Here is a 20437-nt window from a genome sequence, read left to right on the forward strand (position 1 = left end):
GGCCGTTACCGCTCCACCAGCGCGATGCGCTTGTTGTACCAGTTCATGAAGATCGAGATGCTGAGGCTGATGATCAGGTACGTCCCCATGATCATCGTCACGCCTTCGATCGCCTGGCCGGTCTGGTTCAGCGTCGTGTTGGCGATCGACACCAGATCCGGATAGCCGATGGCGAGCGCCAGCGAGCTGTTCTTCATCAGGTTCAGATACTGGCTGGTCAGCGGCGGCACGATCACCCGCAGCGCCTGCGGCAGGATCACCATCCGCAGGGTCGGCCCGCTGGGCAGGCCAAGCGCGCGCGCCGCCTCCGTCTGGCCCCAGTTGACCGCCGTGATGCCGCTGCGCACCACCTCGGCGATGAAGGCCGCGGTGTAGATGGTCAGGCCGGTCAGGATGGCGAAGAATTCCGGCGAGATCGCCGCGCCGCCGACGAAGTTGAAGCCGGCCAGTTTCGGCACGTCCAGCGCCATCGGCGCCCCGCTGAGCAACCAGGCCAGCAGCGGCAGGCCGATCAGCAGCCCCAGCGTGCTCCATCCCGTCGGGAAAGGCTGCCCGGTGCGCGCCTGGCGCGCCTTGGCCCAGCGCCGCAGGCCCCAGGTCAGCGCCAGCGCCAGCAGCAGGGCGATGCCCATCGCGGTCCAGGCGGGGTCGGGCGCCGGCACCGGAACGCGCAGGCCGCGCTGCGACAGGAACACGCCCGGAATCGGGTTCAACGCCTGGCGCACCGGCGGCAGGCCGTCCGACACCAGCGCGTACCAGAAGAACAGCTGGAGCAGCGGCGGGATGTTGCGGACGATCTCGACATAGGTCGAGGCCAGCTTGGCGACCAGCCAGTTGCTCGACAGCCGGGCGACGCCGACGATCGTGCCGATGATGGTGGCCAGAAGGATGCCGACCACCGACACCTTCAACGTGTTCAGCACGCCGACCAGGAAGGCGCGGCCGTAGGTGTCCCTCGGCGTGTAGTCGATCAGCGATTCGCCGATGCCGAAGGAAGCCTCACGCCCCAGGAAATCGTAGCCGGTCGCGATCGACCGCCGCGCGAGGTTGTCGAGCGTGTTGGAAATCAGGAACCAGCCGACCAGGACGACCGCGCCGACCACCAGGATCTGGTAGACGATGCCGCGGAACGTCGGGTCGCTGAGGGAAAACGATATGCCACCCGGCGGCGGAGCGCCTTGGGTGGTCCGGGTCTCGGTCGCCACGGACTACTCTCCCCCAAATGTCGCGCTCCGTGCGGTGCCCACGCGGTCCCGGACGTTCTTCCGGGCATTTCCCACACCGGCGGATGCGACATGTCTCCCAATGCGGCCTGATGCGCGGGTGCTTCGTCGACACCCTGCGCGGCCACTCGTCTCAATCGGAAGGCCGCCCTTGCTCCAACAGGAATGGGCGGCCTTCGACCGACAGGCTTACCGGAACGGCTGGGCGTACATCAGGCCGCCCTTGGTCCACAGCGCGTTCAGGCCGCGCTCCAGCTTCAGCGGGGTGCCCGGGCCGACGTTGCGGTCGAAGATTTCGGCGTAGTTGCCGACCTTCTTGACGACGTTGTAGGCCCACGCCTCGTCCAGGCCCAGCGCCTTGCCCAGGCCGGGCGAAACGCCGATGAAGCGCTGGATGTCGGGGTTCTTGGTGCTCTTGAACTCGTCGGCGTTCTTGGAGGTGATGCCGAACTCTTCCGCCTGGATGGTCGCGAAGACCGTCCACTTGACGATGTCGAACCACTGGTCGTCGCCATGGCGCACGGCCGGGGCCAGCGGCTCCTTGGAGATGACTTCCGGCAGGATGACGTGGTCGTCCGGAACCGGGGCGACACCGGCGCGGGTGCCGGCCAGACCGGACACGTCGGTGGTCAGCACGTCGCAGCGGCCGGCGAAGTAGGCCGCGTTCACCTCGTCGTTCGACTCGATGACGACCGGATTGTAGGTCATGTTGTTGGCGCGGAAGTAATCCGCAAGGTTCAGTTCGGTCGTGGTGCCGGACTGGACGCAGACGGTGGCGCCGTTCAGCTCCTTGGCGCTCTTCACGCCGAGCTTCTTCGGAACCATGAAGCCCTGGCCGTCGTAATAGGTGACCGGGGCGAAGTTCAGGCCGACCGAGGTGTCGCGGGTCAGCGTGGCGGTGGTGTTGCGCGACAGCAGGTCGACTTCGCCCGACTGGATGGCGGGGAAGCGCTGCTGGGCAGACAGCGGGGTGAACTTGACCTTGTTCGGGTCATTGAAGATGGCGACCGCCACGGCACGGCAGAAGTCGACGTCCAGTCCGGTCCAGTTGCCGGCGCTGTCCGGGTTGCCGAAGCCCGGCAGACCGGCGTTGACACCGCACTGCACGAAGCCGCGCTGCTTCACCGTGTCCAGCGTGGCAGCGCTGGCGGCGAAGCTGGCGGTAACGACCACGGCCGCCGCGGCGGCGGCCAGGAATCCGGATTTCATTATTTAAACTCCACCCTGTTCTTGCATTCTTCGCATTGGAGCGGTCTGACGACGCGCTTGGCTTTGCGCCAGCCACCCGACCCGTCTGGATCGCGAGGCAGCCATGCGCGTGTGACAAGAGTGCATCAACTTGATCCGCCTTGTCGAATCCTCTGTGCACCGCTGGTGTTACCAGAAGAACCGGCTGGCGGAAGGGTCATTTTGCGGAATCCGCGATGGCCGTCCGCCGCCGGGAGTGACAAGATGTTCGGCTCCGCCGCCGCTCGGTCGTTGCAGGGCCGAAACGGGGACCGCCGCTCCAGCCAAACGGACAGTCGATGAAGGACGTCACCCAGGACACGATTCTCGTTCACGCCGGCCGCGACCCGCGGAACAACCACGGCATCGTGAACCCGCCGGTCTACCATTGCTCGACAGTGCTGTTCCCGACGCTCGACGCGTTGGAGGAGAGCGACCGGAATTCGTTCGAGATCGTGAATTACGGCCGCGTCGGCACCCCGACCACCGCCGCCTTCGAAACCGCGGTCGCGGAACTGGAGGGCGGCTTCAAGGCGGTTAACACCGGCTCGGGCCTGTCGGCCATCGCCATCGCGCTGTCGGCCTTCACCAAGGCCGGCGACCATGTGCTGATCACCGACAGCGCCTATGGCCCGACCCGCCGATTCGCCAGGGAGACTCTGGCCGCCTACGGCGTGGAGGTCGAGTTCTTCGACCCCTGCATCGGCGCCGGCATCGCGTCGCTGCTGCGTCCCGACACCAGCGTGGTGTTCCTCGAATCGCCGGGCTCGCTGACCTTCGAGATCCAGGACGTGCCGGCCATCGCCGCGGCGGCCAGGACGGTCGGCGCCACGGTGCTGATGGACAACACCTGGGCGACCCCGCTGTTCTTCCGCCCGTTCGACCATGGCGTCGACGTGTCGATCCACGCCGCGACCAAATACATGGTCGGCCACGCCGACGCGATGCTGGGCGTCATCACCTGCCGCGACGAGGCGACCTGGAGCGTGGTGAAGAAGACCGCGGTCCGCTTCGGCGTCTGCGCCGGGCCGGACGACCTCTATCTCGGCCTGCGCGGCCTGCGCACCATGGCGGTGCGGCTGCGCCAGCACCAGGACAGCGCGCTGGCGCTGGCCGACTGGCTGGCGGCCCGGCCGGAGGTGACGCGCGTGCTGCACCCCGCCCGCCCCGACTTCCCCGGCCACGCCCTGTGGAAGCGCGACTTCACCGGGTCGAGCGGCCTGTTCTCCGTCATCGTCAACCCGGTGCCGCGCAAGGCGCTGGCGGCGATGCTGGACGGGATGGAGCTGTTCGGCATGGGCTATTCCTGGGGCGGCTTCGAAAGCCTGATCCTGCCGACGCGCCCGGCCGCGGTGCGGTCCGCCACCCGCTGGACCGATCCCGGCCAGGTGCTGCGCCTGCACGCCGGGCTGGAGCACCCCGACGACCTGATCCGCGACCTCGACGCCGGCTTCCGCCGGATGAACGCCGCGCTGTGAAACCCGAGAACGCCATAGGGCACCCAGGGAGACTTGCCATGACCGACCGGCCGACGGCACCGGACGCCGCTTTCGAGGAGGCGCTGGCCGCCATCCGCTTCAACGCCGACGGGCTGGTGCCGGCCATCGCCCAGGCCGACGGCAGCGGCGAGATCCTGATGATGGCCTGGATGAACCGCGACGCGGTGGTGGAGACGCTGACCACCGGCCGCGTCTGCTACTGGTCGCGGTCGCGCGGCGGGCTGTGGCGCAAGGGCGAAACCTCCGGCCAGGTGCAGCGGCTGAAGGACTTCCGCGTCGACTGCGATGGCGACACGCTGCTGCTGATCGTGGAGCAGGACGGCGTCGCCTGCCACACCGGACGGCGCAGCTGCTTCTACCGGGCGTGGCGCGACGGCCGGCTGGAGACGATCCAGGCGGTGGAGACCGACCCCGCCATCCTGTACGGCGGTCATGGTGGCGGACACGGTCACAGCCACGGCTGATGGCGTGGTGGACCGGTCGTTCGCGAGACGGACTGTTGATCCATGTCAACGCGGCGCCCGGCCGAACAGGATAGACATTCGGCTGTCTCTAACCCTCCCTGTATATGACTGCACCGGGCGTTCTCAGGAACGCCCGGTAATTTTTTGCGCCGACACCGCCGCGGCTCCGGGCTTCTTTCGGCCGATCCAGTCCGGCCGGTCGCCGGGTGATGGGCATAGCGCTCCCCGCAGGGCGGGTTGGCGTTTGGATGGCTCCCGTGCGCCGTTCCGCCGATGATGCGGTGCCCGGCTACCGCTCCGCAGTGCGCCTGTCACAAGAAGTGACCCATGATGGCCACAGATGATTCAAAACAAGAAATATAAACGGTCCGATATTTAACTAAGATATGAATATCTGTGTCATTTCCTCAAATCCCATTTGTATTGCTCCTTTTCCTCTTTCCGGGCGGCCCTGGCTCGTGGTTAACATCTGGTTAACGCGGATGAACACATCCGGTTGATGCACTGATGGAGAGACGCCATGCGCCAGTTCTGGGGGACTTCCACCAACGACGTCGTGATCGGCACCGCCTACGACGACCGCATGGACGGTCTGGACGGTGACGATCGGTTGGACGGCGGCGCCGGCAACGATCAGCTGTATGGCGAGCGTGGCAACGACTCGCTGATCGGCGGGCTCGGAAACGATCAATTCCACGGCGGCGACGGCAACGACTGGCTGGGCGACCCGTACGGCAACGAAGCCGGCGACGACAAGATGTGGGGCGACGCCGGCAGTGACCAGCTGTTCGGCGGGGCCGGCAACGACTGGCTCGACGGCGGGACCGGCGACGACATTCTCAAGGGCCAGCGCGGCAATGACACGATGATCGGTGGCGCCGGCAACGACATCCTGACCGACACCTACCGCGACGACGGCAGCGACCTGTTCCAGCCCGGGACCGGCAACGACACCATGGTCAGCTACACCGACGGGCAGGTCGACCGCTTCCTGATGGAGCAGGCGCCCGGCGGGTTCGGCCACGACGAAATCCATTACTTCGAAAAGGGCATCGATCAGATCACCTTCAGCGGCTATTCCGCGTTGGAGATGACGACGACCGTCAACGGGACGGCGACCACCTTCGCCTTCACCGACGGCTCGTCACTGACGGTGGATCAGATCGGACTGACCGCCGGGCACGACTACCTCTTCGCCTGAGGCCCCGCCACCCGGATGGGGGAGGCGTCGCCTCCGATCGGATGACTCCGTCGGCGCGCGGAAACCAAGGCCACGGTCACGCTGTTGCCGACGGAGACATCCGTGCACCCGTGCGCCAGCCAGAGAGGCCGAAACCGATGGATCACCGCCGCTCCCCCCTCCGACCGCTCGTGCCGCTGCTGGCGGCCGGGGCCGTGCTGACGCTCGCGGCCTGCTCCCATTACACGGAGATCGGCGGCGTGCCGGCGGCCGAAGTGGCGACGCAGCCACCGGTCGAACTGGTCGGGCTGACCGTGCAGCCGCCCGACGGCAGCCGCATCCTGGGCAATGTCAGCGATCTGGTGATCGGGCCGGGCAACCGGGTGGAGCAGGCGATCGTCACCTCCGGCGCCCCCATGTACCCGACCGAACACAGGGTGACGGTGAACAGCGCCAACCTGCGTTACGCAAAGGAACGGCAAGCGGTGATCCTGGTCGGGATGACGCCGGACCAGTTCACCGCCCTGCCGGTGGTTGCGGCCGACAACCGCATGCTGTCGCTGGGCAACGGCACCACCCTACCCGCCTCCGCCGCCAACGGCCCGGCGCCCACCAACTGGTCCGGCGCCACCCGACCGCGCTGAGCACGAACCGTCCGGACCGGAAACGCACCGCAAAGAAAAAGGGGGCCGGATGACCGGCCCCCTTCGTCTTGTCGGCACCGGGCTTGGCGCCGGGTGTTCCGGCGCCAAGCCCCACTCACTTGGCCTGGAACTGCTTCATGATATCGTCGCCCGGATTGTCCGCCGGCGGTGCGCCGAAGGGCGGAGCGACGTCCTGGTTCTCGAGCGCCGGAATTTCGATCTTCACCTTGTCCAGGTCGATCACCGGTCCCTTGTCGCGGCCGGCGTCGACCAGCTGCGGGAAGCCGATGACCAGCCCGACCATGATGATCTGGATGATCACGAAAGGCACCGCACCCCAATAGATCTGACCGGTGGTGATCCTGGCGATCGTCTTGCCGGTGACCTTGTCGAGGTAATCGATCTTGGGCGCCACCGACCGCAGGAAGAACAGAGCAAAACCGAAGGGCGGGTGCATAAAGCTGGTCTGCATGTTCACGCCCAGTAGCACGCCGAACCAGATCAGGTCGATGCCCAGCTTGTCCGCCACCGGACCCAACAGCGGCACGATGATGAAGGCCAGCTCGAAGAAGTCGAGGAAGAAGGCCAGGACGAAGACCAGGATGTTGCAGACGATCAGGAAGCCCAGCTCGCCGCCCGGCAGGCCGATCAGCAGATGTTCGACCCACAGGTCGCCGTTGACGGCGCGGAACACCAGGCCGAACACGGTCGAACCGATCAGGATGAACACGACGAAGGACGACAGCTTGGCGGTCGAATCCATCGCCTGCCGCATCAGCGACCAGCCGAGTTGCCGCTTGGCCAGCGCCAGCAGGATCGCGCCGGCGGCCCCCATGGCGCCGCCCTCCGTCGGGGTGGCGATGCCGAGGAAGATGGTGCCCAGCACCAGGAAGATCAGCACCAGCGGCGGCACCAGCGTGGTGGCGACGCGCAGCAGCAGCTTGGCGCCGCGCAGCGTGCGCGCCTCCGGCGGCAGGGCCGGCACCGCCGACGGGCGGATTATGCTGGTCAGCAGGATGAAGCCGGCGTAGAGGGCGGTCAGCACCAGACCGGGGATCAGGGCGCCGGCGTACATGTCGCCAACCGAACGGCCGAGCTGGTCAGCCAGCACGATCAGCACCAGCGACGGCGGGATGATCTGCGCCAACGTGCCGGACGCCGCGATGACGCCCGACGCGATGCTGCGGTCATAGCCGTAGCGCAGCATGATCGGCAGCGAGATCAGGCCCATCGAGATGACCGACGCCGCGACCACGCCGGTCGTTGCCGCCAGCAGCGCGCCGACGAAGATCACCGCATAGGCCAGACCGCCGCGGATCGGTCCGAACAGCTGCCCGATGGTGTCGAGCAGATCCTCGGCCATGCCGGATCGCTCCAGGATCAAGCCCATGAAGGTGAAGAACGGGATGGCGAGCAAGGTGTCGTTGCGCATGATGCCGAACACGCGTTCGGGCAGCGCCTGCATCAGCGCCGGGGTCAGCAGCCCAAGTTCGATGCCGATCAGGCCGAAGACCAAGCCGTTGGCCGCGAGGGCGAAAGCGACCGGGAAACCCAGGAGAAGGAACAGGACCAACGCGCCGAACATCAGCGGCGCCATATTGGCGGATACGAACTCGACCATCAGGGGGCTCCCGGTCCTTAGGAATGGCTGTGCATCTTCTCGCCCGGCTCGTCGCGATGGCCGGTGAGATAGGCGATGCGCTTGATCAGTTCCGACACACCTTGGGCGGTGAGCAGGAAGAAGCCGGCCGGGATCAGGAACTTTGCGGGCCAGCGGATCAGCCCGCCCGCGTCGCTCGACATCTCGTTGGTGTGGAAGCTGTCCATGAACATCGGCCAGGACAGCACCATGATGATGAGCGTCATCGGGAACATGAAGACGATGATGCCGAACACGTCCACCGCCGCCTGGACCTTCTTGGAAAAGCGGCCGAGGATGATGTCGATGCGGATGTGTTCGTTGCGCTGGAACGTGTACCCCGCACAGAGCAGGAACACCGCCGAGAACAGATACCATTGCAGTTCCAGCCAGGCGTTGGAACTGGTGTTCAGCGCGTAGCGGATGACCGCGTTGGCCGAGCTGACCACGACGGCGACGAGCACAAGCCAATAGACAAGTTTGCCGATGCCGTCGTTCACGGCATCGATCAACCCGCTTAGTCTGAGCAGGACTCTCAACGGAGCAACCTCCCTGTTGCTGGGGCGCGGCACCGCCGTCCCCTTTTGCTTTTGTTGCCGCCGCAGTGGGCGCAGCAAGGCGCAACCCTCTGCGGAAAGAGGGTATACCAAAAGATAGGATCGGGCGGGACTATTCCTTTCCCGCCTCCGACCGGCAAGGGCTACGTTGGAGCTACGTAGAATCACGTAGATGACCGGAGGTTGCACTCGCGGTCAGCGGTGGCTTCGGAACATGCGGGTTTCCCCGACGCACGGAAATACGAATTTTAGATGCAATTCCGTTCCCCTGACAGCCAATCAGACTACGGAGCATCGCAATGAACTGGCTCACCAACACGTCGGTCCGGACGAAGGCGGTTGCGTCCTTCGCCTGCGTTACGTTGCTGGTCGCAGCGCTTGGGGCTTTCGTGCTGATGCGCATGGCGGCAATCAACGAGGATGCGTTCGAGATTCGAAACAACTGGTTGCCGTCGGTGACGGCGGTCGCCAGCCTCTACACGTCTTTCGACTCCTTCCGCATCGTCGAAGGCGCGCACATCATCGCGCGCGGCGACGACGAGATGAAGGAGCAGGAGCGGAGAATGGCCGAAGCCACCCGATCCTTCGACGCAAACGCGAAGACGTACGAAGCCATGCTGACGCCGGGTTGGGAAACCGACACCTACCGGAAATTCACGGCCGCCTGGACCAATTACCTGACCGTCCACCAGAACGCGCTCATCCCGGCATCGCGCAAGAACGAAACGGACGCGGCCTCCCGCATCTACAACGGAGATTCGCGCACCGAATACGACAAGGCGAAGGCCCTCCTGCAGCAGCTGATCGATTTCAACACGCGGGAGGGGATGAAGGCTGCTGACCACGGCAACGAGGTCTACCAGTCGAGTTGGTACTGGCTGATCGGGGCGATGATGATCGTCTCCATCATCTGCGTCCTGGCCGGCTGGGTCATCGTCACCACCGTCGCCCGCCCCATCGGGACCATGACCGATGCCATGGGCCGCTTGGCCAACCGCGAGCTTACGGTCGTCGTTCCCGGCACCGGCCGCGGGGACGAGATCGGCGCGATGGCGCGAGCGGTCCAGGTCTTCAAGGACGGGCTGATCGAGGCCGACCGCCTCGCCAAGGCGGAGGCCGCCGAACAGCAGGTCAAGCTGCGCCGGACCGAGACGGTCGAACGGCTGCTGGCCGAGTTCGAGTCCTCGTCCGGCGCCGCGTTGCGCACGGTGGCCACGGCGGCGTCGGAGCTGGACGCCACGGCCCACAGCATGTCGGCGATGGCGCAGCAGACCAGCACCCAGGCGACCGTCGTCGCCTCGGCGGCCGAGCAGACCAGCGCCAACGTGCAGACCGTCGCCACCGCGACAGAGGAAATGGCCAGCTCGATCCGCGAGATCGGCAGCCAGGTGGCGCGGTCGGCCGACATCGCCGGCAAGGCGGTGACCGAAGCGGCCCAGACCAGCGATGCCGTGCGCAGCCTGGCGGACGCGGCGCAGAAGATCGGCGAGGTCGTCGGCCTGATCACCTCCATCGCCAGCCAGACCAACCTGCTGGCCCTGAACGCGACCATCGAGGCGGCGCGCGCCGGCGAAGCCGGCAAAGGCTTCGCCGTGGTGGCGTCGGAGGTCAAGAGCCTCGCCGGCCAGACCGCCAAGGCCACCGAGGAGATCGCCTCGCAGATCGGCACCATCCAGCAGACGACCCAGGGGGTGGTGACGGCCATCACCGGCATCGGCGGGACCATCGGCAACATCAACGACATCACCACCGCGATCGCCGCCGCCATCGAGGAGCAGGGGGCCGCGACCAACGAGATCTCCCGCAACGTCCAGCAGGCCGCCGCAGGAACTCAGGAGGTGACCGGCAGCATCATCCAGGTCACCCAGGCCGCCGGGGAAGCCGGCAGCGCCGCCGATCAGGTGCTGAACGCCGCCGGCGAACTGTCCAAGCAGGCCGAAATGATGCGCCAGGACGTCGAGACGTTCCTCAGCCGCATCAAGGTGGCCTGAGCAGGCGCGGCATCATCGCCCGCCCGCGGGGCGGCGCTCAGCCCTCGTCGGGCTCCGGCTCGATGACGGTGGGGCGCCAGCCCTCCTCGCCCAGGCATTCCAGCGGGTGGAAGCGGGCCTTGTAGGCCATCTTGCGGCTGTGGGCGATCCAATAGCCCAGATACACATAGGGCATGCCGTCCAGCCGTGCCCGCTCGATCAATCCCAGGATCATGAAGGTGCCCAGGCTGCGGCGGTCCTGGGCGGCGTCGTAGAAGCTGTAGACCGCCGAATAGCCGTCGGCCAGCCGGTCGGTCAGCATGCAGCCGACCAGCCGGCCCTGGTCGTCGCGCGCCTCCAGCAGGCTGGTGTCGGCCCGCCCCTCGTCGACCATGGCGGCGAAGTCGCCCATCGCCATGCGGGCCATGTCGGAATCGCCGTGGCGGGAGTTCTGGTAGAGCGCGAACAGCCGGTACTGCTCCGACGTGGCGTAGGCCGGGCGTTCGCTCAGCGTCACCCCTTCGTTCAGCTTCAGCACCCGCTTCTGCGAGCGCGTCGGCGTGAAGTCGGCGACCGGCACCCGCACCGGCACGCAGGCCTGGCAGTTGGGGCAGACCGGCCGGTAGATGATGTCGTGGCTGCGCCGGAAGCCGGCGCGCGACAGGGTGGAGTTCACCTCGGTCGCGTACGGACCGACCAGGCGGGTGAACAGTTTGCGTTCCACCCGGCCCGGCAGATAGGGGCAGGGCATCGGCCCCGACCGGAAGAACTGCTGCAAGGGCCGCTGCGGCGGCTGGATGACCGACATGCTGACCGACAACCGACGCAGGGAAAGGGAGTGGGAGGGGCGTCGCCACCCCTCCACGGTCGCTGAGCTTACTGCGACTGGCTCTGAACCGCCAGAGGCGGCTGAACGCCGAAGAAGGCCTGCGCGATCTCCATCGTGATGCCGCTCAGTTGCAACTGGATCCAGTCGAGGTACTCGTGCAGGCCGTCGCGCAGCACCGCGTCGATCGGGCGGGACAGCAGGGCGGCCAGCAACTCGTCCACCCGCTCCATCGCCGCCGCCCCGCCGCGCAGGTCATAGCGCGAGCGCAACCGCGTCAGCACGCCGTCGATCTGGCGGACGCACATCACCACCGACCGCGGGAACCCCTCGTTGAACAGCATGAAGCCGGCGACCGTCGTCGGCGACATGCCGCGCGGGTAGACCCGGCGGAAGGCGTGGTAGCCGGCGGTGCTGCGCAGCACCGTCGTCCACTGGCTGACGTCGAGCGTGGAACCGACGTCGAGCGGCGACGGCAGCAGCGTGTGATACTTGATGTCGAGCAGCCGCGTGGTCTGGTCGGCCCGCTCGATGTACTTGCCCAGCTGGTAGAAATACCAGCCCTGGTCGCGGTAGAAGGTGCCCTCGGTGATGCCGGTGTGGGCCTGGCACTCCTCCTTGATCCAGGTGCAGACCTTGGACAGGTTCTGCGCGGCGACGTCCTTGACCGACATCTCCAGCAGCTTGTTGTGGAACACGTTGATCTGCGTCCACATCTCGGTCGAGATCCAGGGGCGCAGCGTCCGCGCGTTCTCCCGCGCCATCCGCAGCATCGACAGCAGCGAGTTCCGGTTCTGCGGATCGAACATGTAGTAATGGATCACCGCATCCGACGTCGGACGGTCGTGGCGGCTGAAGAAATCCTTCTCGTCCGCGTTCAACTGGACGACGGAGAACCAGTTGGTGGCCCCGCGGGTGTCGCGCGCGAAGGTTTCATGGACATCCAGGATGCGGGCCATGTTCTCGGCCCGCTCCATGTAGCGGGCCATCCAGAAAATGCACTCGGCATAACGGGAAAGCAGGTTCATGCCGCACCACCTTCCAGAACCCAGGTGTCCTTCGAGCCGCCGCCCTGGGACGAATTGACGATCAGCGTGCCCTTCTTCAGCGCCACGCGCGACAGGCCGCCGGGCAGGACCCAGGTGCTCTTGCCGGTGATGGCGAAGGGGCGCAGATCGACGTGGCGCGGTTCGATGGCGTCGTCGCACACGGTCGGGCAGACCGACAGGTCGACGACCGGCTGGCTGATGTAGTTGGACGGATCGGCCAGCAGCTTGGCCCGGCAATCCTCCAGCTCGGCCTTGCTGGCGCGCGGGCCGATGGTGATGCCGTAGCCGCCGGCCTCGCCAACCGGCTTGACCACCAGTTCGTCCAGGTGGTCCAGCGTGTATTGCAGGGCGTCGGGCTCGCGGCAGATGCGGGTGTCGACGTTGGGGATGATCGGCTCCTGGTCCAGGTAGTACTTGATCATCCGCGGCACGTAGCAATAGACCGCCTTGTCGTCGGCAACGCCGGTGCCGATGGCGTTCGCCAGCGCGACGTTGCCCTTGCGGTAGGCCTCCAGGATGCCGGGCACGCCCAGCAGGCTGTCCGGGTTGAACGCCTTGGGATCGAGGAAGGCATCGTCCAGCCGGCGGTAGATCGAGTGCACCGGGGCCAGGCCGTTGGTCGTCTTCATGAAGACGCGGTCGTTGTCGACCACCAGGTCGCGCCCTTCCACCAGCGGCACGCCCATCTCGCGCGCCAGGAAGATGTGCTCGAAATAGGCCGAGTTGTAGGTGCCCGGCGACAGCAGGACCACCTGCGGGTCGTCCACCCCCTGCGGCGCGATCTCCATCATCGCGTCCAGCAGCTTGTGGCCGTAATTGTCGACCGGGCGGATGCCGATGTCCTGCAGCAGGTCGGGGAAGACCCGTTGCATCATGTGGCGGTTTTCCACCACGTAGGACACGCCCGACGGCACACGGCCGTTGTCCTCCAGCACCCGGAAGGTGCCGTGGCGGTCGCGCACCAGATCGGTGCCCATGATGTGGATGTAGGTGTTGAAGGGAACGTCCACCCCGATCATCTGCGGGCGGAAATTGTGGTTGCCCTCCACCAGGTCCCGCGGGATCACGCCATCCTTCAGGATCTTCTGATCGTGATAGATGTCGTGCAGGAACAGGTTCAGCGCCGTGACGCGCTGCGTGACACCCGCCTCCAGATGCGACCATTCCGGCGCGGAGATCACGCGCGGGATGACGTCGAACGGCAGGATGCGGTCGACGGCGTCCTTGTCGGAATAGACGATGAAGGTGATGCCGAGATTGTACAGCTCCCGTTCCGCATCCTGCGCGCGGCGGCGCAGTTCGTCGAAGTTGAGCGCGCCCAGTCGTCGCCGTATCAACGCCGTGTGTTCGGCCGGCAACGCCATGGACCCGAACAGTTCATCGAAGTACAGCCCGGGATCGTAGGATGACAAAAGGTCTGACGGTTTGCCCTCGGGTACGCTCACAAACACCCCCGCGCTTGGATCTGACCGGTCATCGCACGGCGGTCGGCATCGCCCCGGCCGTGTCGCTTTGTGCAGGAAGTATGACCCATCGTCGCGCGCTTTGAACAGAGGCAAACGCGCACTCCGTTGTGCGGTGCATCGACAACGCAAGAATTCGGACGTGGAGGCTTCAAGAAATTAGCGCTTAAGTGCCGGCCTTCGCCGGCCTTTATCGTGCTTTGGTAGCAGCGGGTGGCGCGCCGCCGCCGGATTGCCCGCCGGAAGCCGGCGCGGCCTGCGCCTCGCGCAGCAGAACCATGGTGATGCGCCGGTTGCGCGGGCTGTTGGGCTGGTCCGGCACCAGCGGGTCGCGGTCGGCCTTGCCGACGACGTCCTGGACCCGCGCCGGGTCGATGCCGCCGGCCAGCAACGCGCGCCGGGTGGCGTTGGCGCGCTCGGTCGACAGGTCCCAATTGTCGCGGCCGGCGCCCGCGGGGAAGGGCGTGCTGTCGGTGTGGCCGCTGATCGACAGCTTGTTGGGCAGCTTGGCCAGCGCCTTGGCGACCTGCTGCACCAGCTGGCGGGTCTGCGGGTACATCTGGCCGGACCCGCCGGGGAACATCGACACGCGGTCCTGGTCGACGATCTGGATGCGCAGGCCTTCCGGCGTCTGGTCGATCATCAGGTTCTGGGCCAGCGGCTCCAGCTCCGGCACCGACTGGATGGCCTGCCGGATCTCGGTGGCGGCCTGCTGGAACTGCCGCGCCTCGCGGGCGGCGCCCTGAAGGCTTTCCGTCGCCTCCTTCACCCGTTCGGCGAAGTCGGACAGCTTCTCGCCCGGCTTCTGCCCGGGGATGCCGAGCTGCTTGGCCAGCTCCTCCATCCGCTTCTGGAACTCGGCGCGGGTCTCGTTCGTCTTCTGGTCGGTAACCTCGCCGGCGCTGCCGTTGGCGGCGGCGTTGCTGCCGGACTTGCCCGGTCCGGTGCCCTGTCCGGGGCCGGAGGTCGACTCGGTGGGATCGTCGGCGTCCTCGCTCTGCTGCGACGAATAGCCGGGGGGGCCGGACACCGGCACGTCGGCCGACATCGGCGAGCTGGGGGAGATCTGCGCGCCCGGCACCGTGATGGTCTTGCCGCCCAGCATGCCGCCGGAGCCCGACTGTTCACGGCTGACCGACACCGGCGAGAAATAGTCGGCGATGCCCTTGCGCTGGTCCGAGGTGGTGACGTTGAGCAGCCACAGCAGCAGGAAGAAGGCCATCATCGCGGTCACGAAGTCGGCGTAGGCCACCTTCCACGCGCCGCCGTGATGGCCGCCGTGTCCGCCCTTCTTCTTCTTGATGATGATCGGCCGCTCGTTGGCGCCGGAATTCCCGCTCATGCCCTGGCCGTGGCGAAAGGTTCGCAGCCCGAAGGCCGATGTCCGCGACCGCGGGCCGCCGATGCACCCTGCCCCGGTTTCATTAATATCCGTTTAACGACGTTGCCGGGTGCCCCTCCCCAGGCGGTTGCGCCATCGCGCCCGGGATGCGGCCCCACGCCGCTGCGTCGGAGATGCGGCTTGCACCGCTGGGCCTGCTGGATTAATTCCCGGTGTCTCCTACCTTGAGTGTTCCGCCCTTCGTCAGTGTTCCGCTCCGGCCATCGCCCGGCCACCGCCACGGCCCACACCACAGGACGTCATGACCACCGACCAGCCGATCGACCCCCGCGCGTTCCGTTCCGCCCTCGGCTGCTTCGCCACCGGCATCGCCGTCATCACCACCATCGCGCCCGACGGGCTGCCGCTGGGGGTCACGGTGAACTCCTTCTCGTCGGTGTCGCTCGACCCGCCGCTGGTGCAGTTCTGCCTGGGCCGTGCCGCGATGTCGTTCGACGCCTTCCACGCGGCGCCGCAGTTCGCGGTCAACATCCTGGCCGCCGACCAGGAGGACCTGTCGAACCGCTTCTCGCGCCGCGACCTCCAGGAACGCTGGAGCGGGCTGGAGACCACGACCGGGCGCGGCGGCGTGCGGCTGCTGACCGGCTGCCTCGCCACGCTGGAGTGCGACCGCGAGCATCTGCTCGACGGCGGCGACCATGTCATCGTGCTGGGCCGCGTGCGCAACATCGCTTCCCGCGAGGACGGCGACCCGCTGCTGTATTTCCGCGGCCGCTACGCCCGGCTGGGCTGACGCGGCCCGCCTGCCCTACCCGCCTCTGCCCTACCCGGCCGCCCGGTGCAGGTCGCGGCCGGTCAGGTGGATGTTGGCGTCGGGATCCAGCGCGCGGTCCATGATGCGCTGTTCCACCGCGCGTTCGAACAGGGGGCGGTTCATGCAGACCTGCTGAACCGCCTCCTCCGGCTGCGGGGTGTGGCCGACGATGCCCTGCAAGGTGCGGCGGGTGACGAAGACGCGGCCGATGTATTCCCCGACCTGCACCGGAAACTCGACGGCGTCGGCTTCCTCGTTCCAGGTCGGATCGTCGGGGAACACGAATATCGGCATCACGTCCTCAGTCGGCAGAACTCACTTCAGGACATAGGTGATATCATAGCCGCTGCGTTTGAAGCGCGTCTTCAGCAGCGTGCCGTCGGCGGCGAACCACAGGTCGCGTTCCACGTCGCCGTCGATGCGGTGGTGGGTGGCCTCCACCGGCTTGCCGCCGGTCTCCACCGTCTCGGTCCCGACCTTGCGCACCGCCACCTTGTAGGGCGCGCCGTCGATCACCGACAGCAGTTGCGAGTGCTTCAGCACGTCCGGAGTCCACAGCGTCAGCGGCAGGGCGTTGGCCGCAACCTCCTGGGTCTTGCCGTCGACCGTCAGGCGGTAGCCGCCGGCGTCGCGGGCCATGTCCAGGCTGTGCGGCGTGCCGTCGTCGTCGGTGGTGGCGGTCATCCGGTCCAGCACCCCGCCCTTCCACAGCTCCTCCCGCTTGTGGTCGTAGCGGAAGTTGATGAACAGCACCTTCACCCGGGTCGTCGCGGTGACGGTGACCTTGGTCCGGTCGCCCTGGGGCTCCAGCCGCACCTGCTCGGTGCCGATCGGATCGTCGCCCATCAGGATCTGGTAGGTCAGGGTGCGGGCGCCGCCCTGCGCCGCGGCGGCGCCGGACAGGCCGAGCAGAACAGCCGCCGTCAGGGCAGCGGTGAGGGTGGCGCTCTTCGCGCGTGTCTTGGTCATGCGTTTTCTCCCGGTTGAAGTGGTCGGCGGCTCTTGCGGCCGCTCAGTCGTCCAGCAGCTGCGCCAGCTTCATCGCGACGCCCATCGAGCCCTCGACCTTCAGCTTGCCCATGGTGAAGGCCAGCATCGGGTTCAGCCGGCCGTCGATCAGCTTCGCCAGATTCTCCGGCGAAATGCGGATGGTGCAATCGCTGTCGGCGTCGTCGCGGGTGATGCTGATCGGGTTGGCGCGGGCATCGACCCGGATCACCTCGCCCTCCTTGTTCAGCAGGAACCGCACCGAGGCGTTGAGCGCGCGCAAGGTGGCGGCGCGGCTGCGCATCTCTTGCAGAATGTCGTCGACCATGAAAGCGGGCCTTCAGGATTGTTCGTAGGACTGGTCTTGACAGTAGGCTCGCATTACGTTTACGTCAACGTCATAACGAAAGCGTTTCCGACACCGACCGAACCGGCGATCCGGAACGCGCCACCGCCAAGGGGAGCGATACCGATGCCCGAGCCGCTGACGCAGCCAGCCCAATCGCCGTGCGGCCAGACCGACACGCCGCACCACCCCTGGCTGGCCCATTATCCCGAAGGGATCGCCTGGGATCAGGCCTTTCCGCCGAAGCCGCTGCACATGCTGTTCGAGGATGCGGCCCGGCGCTTCGCCGACCGTCCGTGCCTGGACTTCCTCGGCCGTCGCTACAGCTACGCCGAGGTGCTGGATCTGGTGAACCGCGCCGCCCGTGGCTTCCAGGATCTGGGGGTCGGTCCGGGCGTGCGGGTGGGCTTGTGCCTGCCCAACTCGCCGACCTACGTGGTGTCCTATTTCGCGGTGCTGAAGGCCGGCGGCACCGTCGTCAACTACAACCCGCTCTATGTCGAGCGCGAGCTTGAGCACCAGATCACCGATTCGCAGACCGAGATCATGGTGACGCTCGACCTCAAGCAGATCTACCCGCGGGTCGCGGCAATGCTCGGCCGCACGCCGCTGAAGCGCGTCGTCGTCTGCCGGATGCCGACCATCCTGCCCAAGGTGAAGGGCGCGCTGTTCCGCGTGCTGAAGCGCAGCGAGGTCGCCAGCGTGCCCCGCGATCACCAGCATGTCGATTTCGACAGCCTGCTGGCCAACGACGGCAGCCTGCGCCCGGTCCGCATCGACGGCCTGCGCGACATCGCGGTGCTGCAATACACCGGCGGCACCACCGGCGTGCCGAAGGGCGCGATGCTGACCCACCACAATCTGCTGTCCAACGCGCAGCAGGTGCAGGCCTGGTTCCCCGGCGTGGCGCTGGGCCAGGAGCGCGTGCTGGCGGTGCTGCCCTTCTTCCATGTCTTCGCCATGACCGTGGTGCTGAACATGGGGCTGGCCTGCGGCGCCGAGCTGATCATGCTGCCGCGCTTCGAGACCGAGCAGGTGCTTAAGACCATCGCCCGGCGCAAGCCGACGCTCGTCCCCGGCGTGCCCACCATGTACAAGGCGCTGCTGGGCCACCCGCAGGTCGCCCGCTACCCGATGACCTCGATCCGCTACTGCATCTCCGGCGGGGCGCCGCTGCCGATGGAGCTGAAGCGCCAGTTCGAGCAGGCGACCGGCTGCGTGCTGATCGAGGGCTACGGCCTGTCGGAGGCCTCGCCGGTCTGCGCCGCCAACCCGCTGACGGGCATGAACAAGGAGGGGTCGATCGGCCTGCCGCTGCCCGGCATCGCCATCGAGATCCGCGACCTGGAGGATCCCACCCGCAAGCTCGGCATCGGCGAGAAGGGGCAGGTGGCGATCTCCGGCCCCAACGTCATGGCCGGTTATTGGGGCCGGGCGGAAGAGAGCGACCGCACCGTGGTCGACGGCTTCCTGCTGACCGGCGACGTCGGCACGATGGACGAGGACGGCTACGTCTTCCTGCTCGACCGGCTGAAGGATCTCATCATCTGCAGCGGCTACAACGTGTACCCGCGCATGATCGAGGAAGCGATCTACCAGCACCCGGACGTCGTCGCCGCCTGCGTCATCGGCCTGCCCGACGATTACCGCGGCCAGACGCCGAAGGCGTTCGTGCAGCTGACGCCCGGCTCCGCCCTGACGGCCGAGGCGCTGCGCGACTTCCTGCGCGACAAGATCTCGCGCATCGAAATGCCGACCGCCATCGAGTTCCGCGAGGAACTGCCCAAGACCGCCGTCGGCAAGTTGTCGAAGAAGGAATTGATCGCGGAAGCCGCGCGCAACCAATCGAACGGAGGATGACCCGAAGTCACCACGTTGACCCGGACGTTAAGGGAAGCCTTATCACGCGACGGCACCTGTGCTACCAAACGGCAGGCGCATTGTGCTGAACGCGAACAAAAGGTCTTCCCTGGGATGGAACAGCTCTACACGGTCAACCAGCTTGCGGAGGAGCTGGGCATCACGCCGCGGGCTCTGCGCTTCTACGAGGTCAAGGGGCTGCTGGCGCCCAACCGCGTCGGCAACAACCGGGTCTACACCAAGCGCGACCGCGCCCGGCTGAAGCTGATCCTGCGCGGCAAGCGGCTGGGCTTCTCGCTGGCGGAGATCCGGGAGTATCTGGACCTCTACACCGTCAACGGCGGGCTGGAGCAGCAGAAGAACCTGCTGAAGCGGGTGCAGAAGCGGTTGAAGGACCTCGCCCAGCAGCGCGAAGACCTGGAAGCGACCGTGCAGGAACTGCGCGACATCGAAGTGCAGGTGACCAACAGCCTGGTCGAATTGAAAGCGGTCGAATTGAAAGCCGCCAAGGAGAGCTGACCGGACGATGCCACGGCACTCCGGTCGGCCGCGACGCCCGCGGATGGGCCGGAGGAGGATCGGAGCATGACGGGACAGCGACAACTGCACGCGACGGCCGGTGTCTGGGCCGGGGTCCGCCGGGACGGAGGACGGGCATGAACCTGATCTTCCGCCTGATCGCCGTCGCCCTCGCCGCCATCGTCGCGGCGTGGCGCGGCCGGCGGGCCGGCCTGCTCGACCCGGCGGCGTTGCGCTTCCGGGTCTGGCCGACCGACCTCGACATCAACCTGCACATGACCAACGCGCGCTATTTCAGCGTGATGGATCTGGGGCGGACGGATCTGATGATCCGCGTCGGGCTGGGGCCGGCGATCCTGCGCAACCGTTGGCAGCCGGTGCTGGGCGGCGCGACCATCCGCTACCGCCGCTCGCTGCGGCCGTTCCAGCGCTTCACCCTGGTCAGCCGGGTGCTGTGCTGGGACGAGAAATACATCTTCATCGAACACCGCATGGAAACCGCCGGCGGGTTGGCCGCGCTGGCCGTGGTCCAGGGCGCCTTCGTCGGCCGCGGCGGCGTCGTCAACCCCGGCGAGGTCCTCGCCACGCTGGGCCGGACCGACGCCTCGCCGCCGATGTCGGACGCCGTTGCCGCCCTGCGTGGGCAAAGCCTGTCCGTCGCCGCCTGATCGCACAAGAACACCATTCGAGAGGAGAAACGCCGTCATGAAGGTGCTGGTGCCCGTGAAGCGGGTCGTCGACTACAACGTGAAGATTCGCGTGAAGGCGGATGGCAGCGGCGTCGAGACCGCCAACGTGAAGATGAGCATGAACCCCTTCGACGAGATC

Annotated in this window: 20 protein-coding genes and 1 pseudogene; 10 read left to right on the top strand and 11 right to left on the bottom strand. The window is 66.9% G+C overall.

Annotated features, from left to right (window positions below; genetic code table 11):
• Positions 1-5 precede the first annotated feature (5 nt).
• Positions 6-1205, bottom strand: coding sequence for an amino acid ABC transporter permease (locus TSO352_RS06145; protein ID WP_109106420.1), 1200 nt, complete (start codon positions 1203-1205; stop codon positions 6-8).
• Between the two features lie 207 nt (positions 1206-1412).
• Positions 1413-2432, bottom strand: coding sequence for an amino acid ABC transporter substrate-binding protein (locus TSO352_RS06150; RefSeq protein WP_109106421.1), 1020 nt, complete (start codon positions 2430-2432; stop codon positions 1413-1415).
• Positions 2433-2749: 317 nt separating this feature from the next.
• Here TSO352_RS06150 and metC point away from each other — a divergent pair, with 317 nt between their 5' ends.
• From metC to TSO352_RS06170, 4 genes are all read left to right on the top strand, one after another.
• Positions 2750-3928, top strand: a complete 1179-nt coding sequence (gene metC / locus TSO352_RS06155; protein WP_109106422.1) for a cystathionine beta-lyase — start codon at positions 2750-2752, stop codon at positions 3926-3928.
• Positions 3929-3966: 38 nt separating this feature from the next.
• A complete protein-coding gene (gene hisI, locus TSO352_RS06160; RefSeq protein WP_109106423.1) occupies positions 3967-4413 on the top strand; it encodes a phosphoribosyl-AMP cyclohydrolase in 447 nt (148 codons plus the stop codon).
• Positions 4414-4933: 520 nt separating this feature from the next.
• A complete protein-coding gene (locus tag TSO352_RS06165) occupies positions 4934-5614 on the top strand; it encodes a calcium-binding protein (protein ID WP_109106424.1) in 681 nt (226 codons plus the stop codon).
• A gap of 137 nt (positions 5615-5751) precedes the next feature.
• On the top strand, positions 5752-6237 hold the full coding sequence (locus TSO352_RS06170) for a hypothetical protein (RefSeq protein ID WP_109106425.1): 486 nt from the start codon (positions 5752-5754) through the stop codon (positions 6235-6237).
• A 115-nt stretch (positions 6238-6352) separates the two neighbouring features.
• Here TSO352_RS06170 and TSO352_RS06175 read toward each other — a convergent pair whose 3' ends face one another.
• A complete protein-coding gene (locus TSO352_RS06175) occupies positions 6353-7858 on the bottom strand; it encodes a TRAP transporter large permease subunit (protein ID WP_109106426.1) in 1506 nt (501 codons plus the stop codon).
• A gap of 17 nt (positions 7859-7875) precedes the next feature.
• Positions 7876-8493, bottom strand: a complete 618-nt coding sequence (locus tag TSO352_RS06180; RefSeq protein WP_348770553.1) for a TRAP transporter small permease subunit — start codon at positions 8491-8493, stop codon at positions 7876-7878.
• 239 nt (positions 8494-8732) lie between these two features.
• Between TSO352_RS06180 and TSO352_RS06185 the strand changes: the two genes are divergently transcribed.
• Complete coding sequence (locus tag TSO352_RS06185) at positions 8733-10424, top strand: methyl-accepting chemotaxis protein (protein WP_109106428.1); 1692 nt, start codon at positions 8733-8735, stop codon at positions 10422-10424.
• A gap of 37 nt (positions 10425-10461) precedes the next feature.
• On the opposite strand, the gene TSO352_RS06190 is transcribed toward TSO352_RS06185, so the two are convergent.
• The 4 genes from TSO352_RS06190 to TSO352_RS06205 all read right to left on the bottom strand — a co-directional run bounded on the left by TSO352_RS06190 (position 10462) and on the right by TSO352_RS06205 (position 15083).
• Entirely contained in the window at positions 10462-11211 is a 750-nt protein-coding gene (locus tag TSO352_RS06190; RefSeq protein WP_109106699.1) for an arginyltransferase, read from the bottom strand.
• Between the two features lie 68 nt (positions 11212-11279).
• Positions 11280-12257, bottom strand: coding sequence for an alpha-E domain-containing protein (locus TSO352_RS06195; protein WP_109106429.1), 978 nt, complete (start codon positions 12255-12257; stop codon positions 11280-11282).
• The gene (locus TSO352_RS06200; RefSeq protein ID WP_247871923.1) at positions 12254-13642 is read right to left on the bottom strand and encodes a circularly permuted type 2 ATP-grasp protein; all 1389 of its coding nucleotides are present in this window, start codon (positions 13640-13642) and stop codon (positions 12254-12256) included. The genes TSO352_RS06195 and TSO352_RS06200 overlap by 4 nt, the downstream gene beginning before the upstream one ends.
• Before the next feature lie 289 nt (positions 13643-13931).
• Entirely contained in the window at positions 13932-15083 is a 1152-nt protein-coding gene (locus TSO352_RS06205; protein ID WP_109106431.1) for a flagellar motor protein MotB, read from the bottom strand.
• A gap of 301 nt (positions 15084-15384) precedes the next feature.
• On the opposite strand from TSO352_RS06205, the gene TSO352_RS06210 reads away from it, so the two are divergent.
• Positions 15385-15876 (top strand): flavin reductase family protein, encoded by a 492-nt coding sequence (locus TSO352_RS06210; RefSeq protein ID WP_109106432.1) that lies wholly within the window; start codon positions 15385-15387, stop codon positions 15874-15876.
• A gap of 30 nt (positions 15877-15906) precedes the next feature.
• Here TSO352_RS06210 and TSO352_RS06215 read toward each other — a convergent pair whose 3' ends face one another.
• From TSO352_RS06215 to TSO352_RS06225, 3 genes are read right to left on the bottom strand one after another with little or no spacing between them, the layout of a single operon-like run.
• Positions 15907-16191: a DUF1488 domain-containing protein gene (locus TSO352_RS06215; RefSeq protein ID WP_109106433.1), complete on the bottom strand. Its 285-nt coding sequence runs from the start codon at positions 16189-16191 to the stop codon at positions 15907-15909.
• Between the two features lie 21 nt (positions 16192-16212).
• Complete coding sequence (locus tag TSO352_RS06220) at positions 16213-16866, bottom strand: DUF6134 family protein (RefSeq protein WP_109106434.1); 654 nt, start codon at positions 16864-16866, stop codon at positions 16213-16215.
• A 43-nt stretch (positions 16867-16909) separates the two neighbouring features.
• The gene (locus TSO352_RS06225; protein WP_109106435.1) at positions 16910-17212 is read right to left on the bottom strand and encodes an SCP2 sterol-binding domain-containing protein; all 303 of its coding nucleotides are present in this window, start codon (positions 17210-17212) and stop codon (positions 16910-16912) included.
• Positions 17213-17356: 144 nt separating this feature from the next.
• Between TSO352_RS06225 and TSO352_RS06230 the strand changes: the two genes are divergently transcribed.
• From TSO352_RS06230 to TSO352_RS33835, 4 genes and pseudogenes are all read left to right on the top strand, one after another.
• Positions 17357-19090 (top strand): long-chain fatty acid--CoA ligase, encoded by a 1734-nt coding sequence (locus tag TSO352_RS06230; RefSeq protein WP_199231496.1) that lies wholly within the window; start codon positions 17357-17359, stop codon positions 19088-19090.
• A gap of 114 nt (positions 19091-19204) precedes the next feature.
• On the top strand, positions 19205-19609 hold the full coding sequence (locus TSO352_RS06235; protein WP_109106436.1) for a MerR family DNA-binding transcriptional regulator: 405 nt from the start codon (positions 19205-19207) through the stop codon (positions 19607-19609).
• A 137-nt stretch (positions 19610-19746) separates the two neighbouring features.
• Entirely contained in the window at positions 19747-20277 is a 531-nt protein-coding gene (locus TSO352_RS06240) for a thioesterase family protein (protein ID WP_109106437.1), read from the top strand.
• 37 nt (positions 20278-20314) lie between these two features.
• Positions 20315-20437 (top strand): annotated as a pseudogene (locus tag TSO352_RS33835) (electron transfer flavoprotein subunit beta/FixA family protein); the annotation flags it as partial.

Source organism: Azospirillum sp. TSO35-2 (genome assembly GCF_003116095.1).
GTDB lineage: Bacteria > Pseudomonadota > Alphaproteobacteria > Azospirillales > Azospirillaceae > Azospirillum.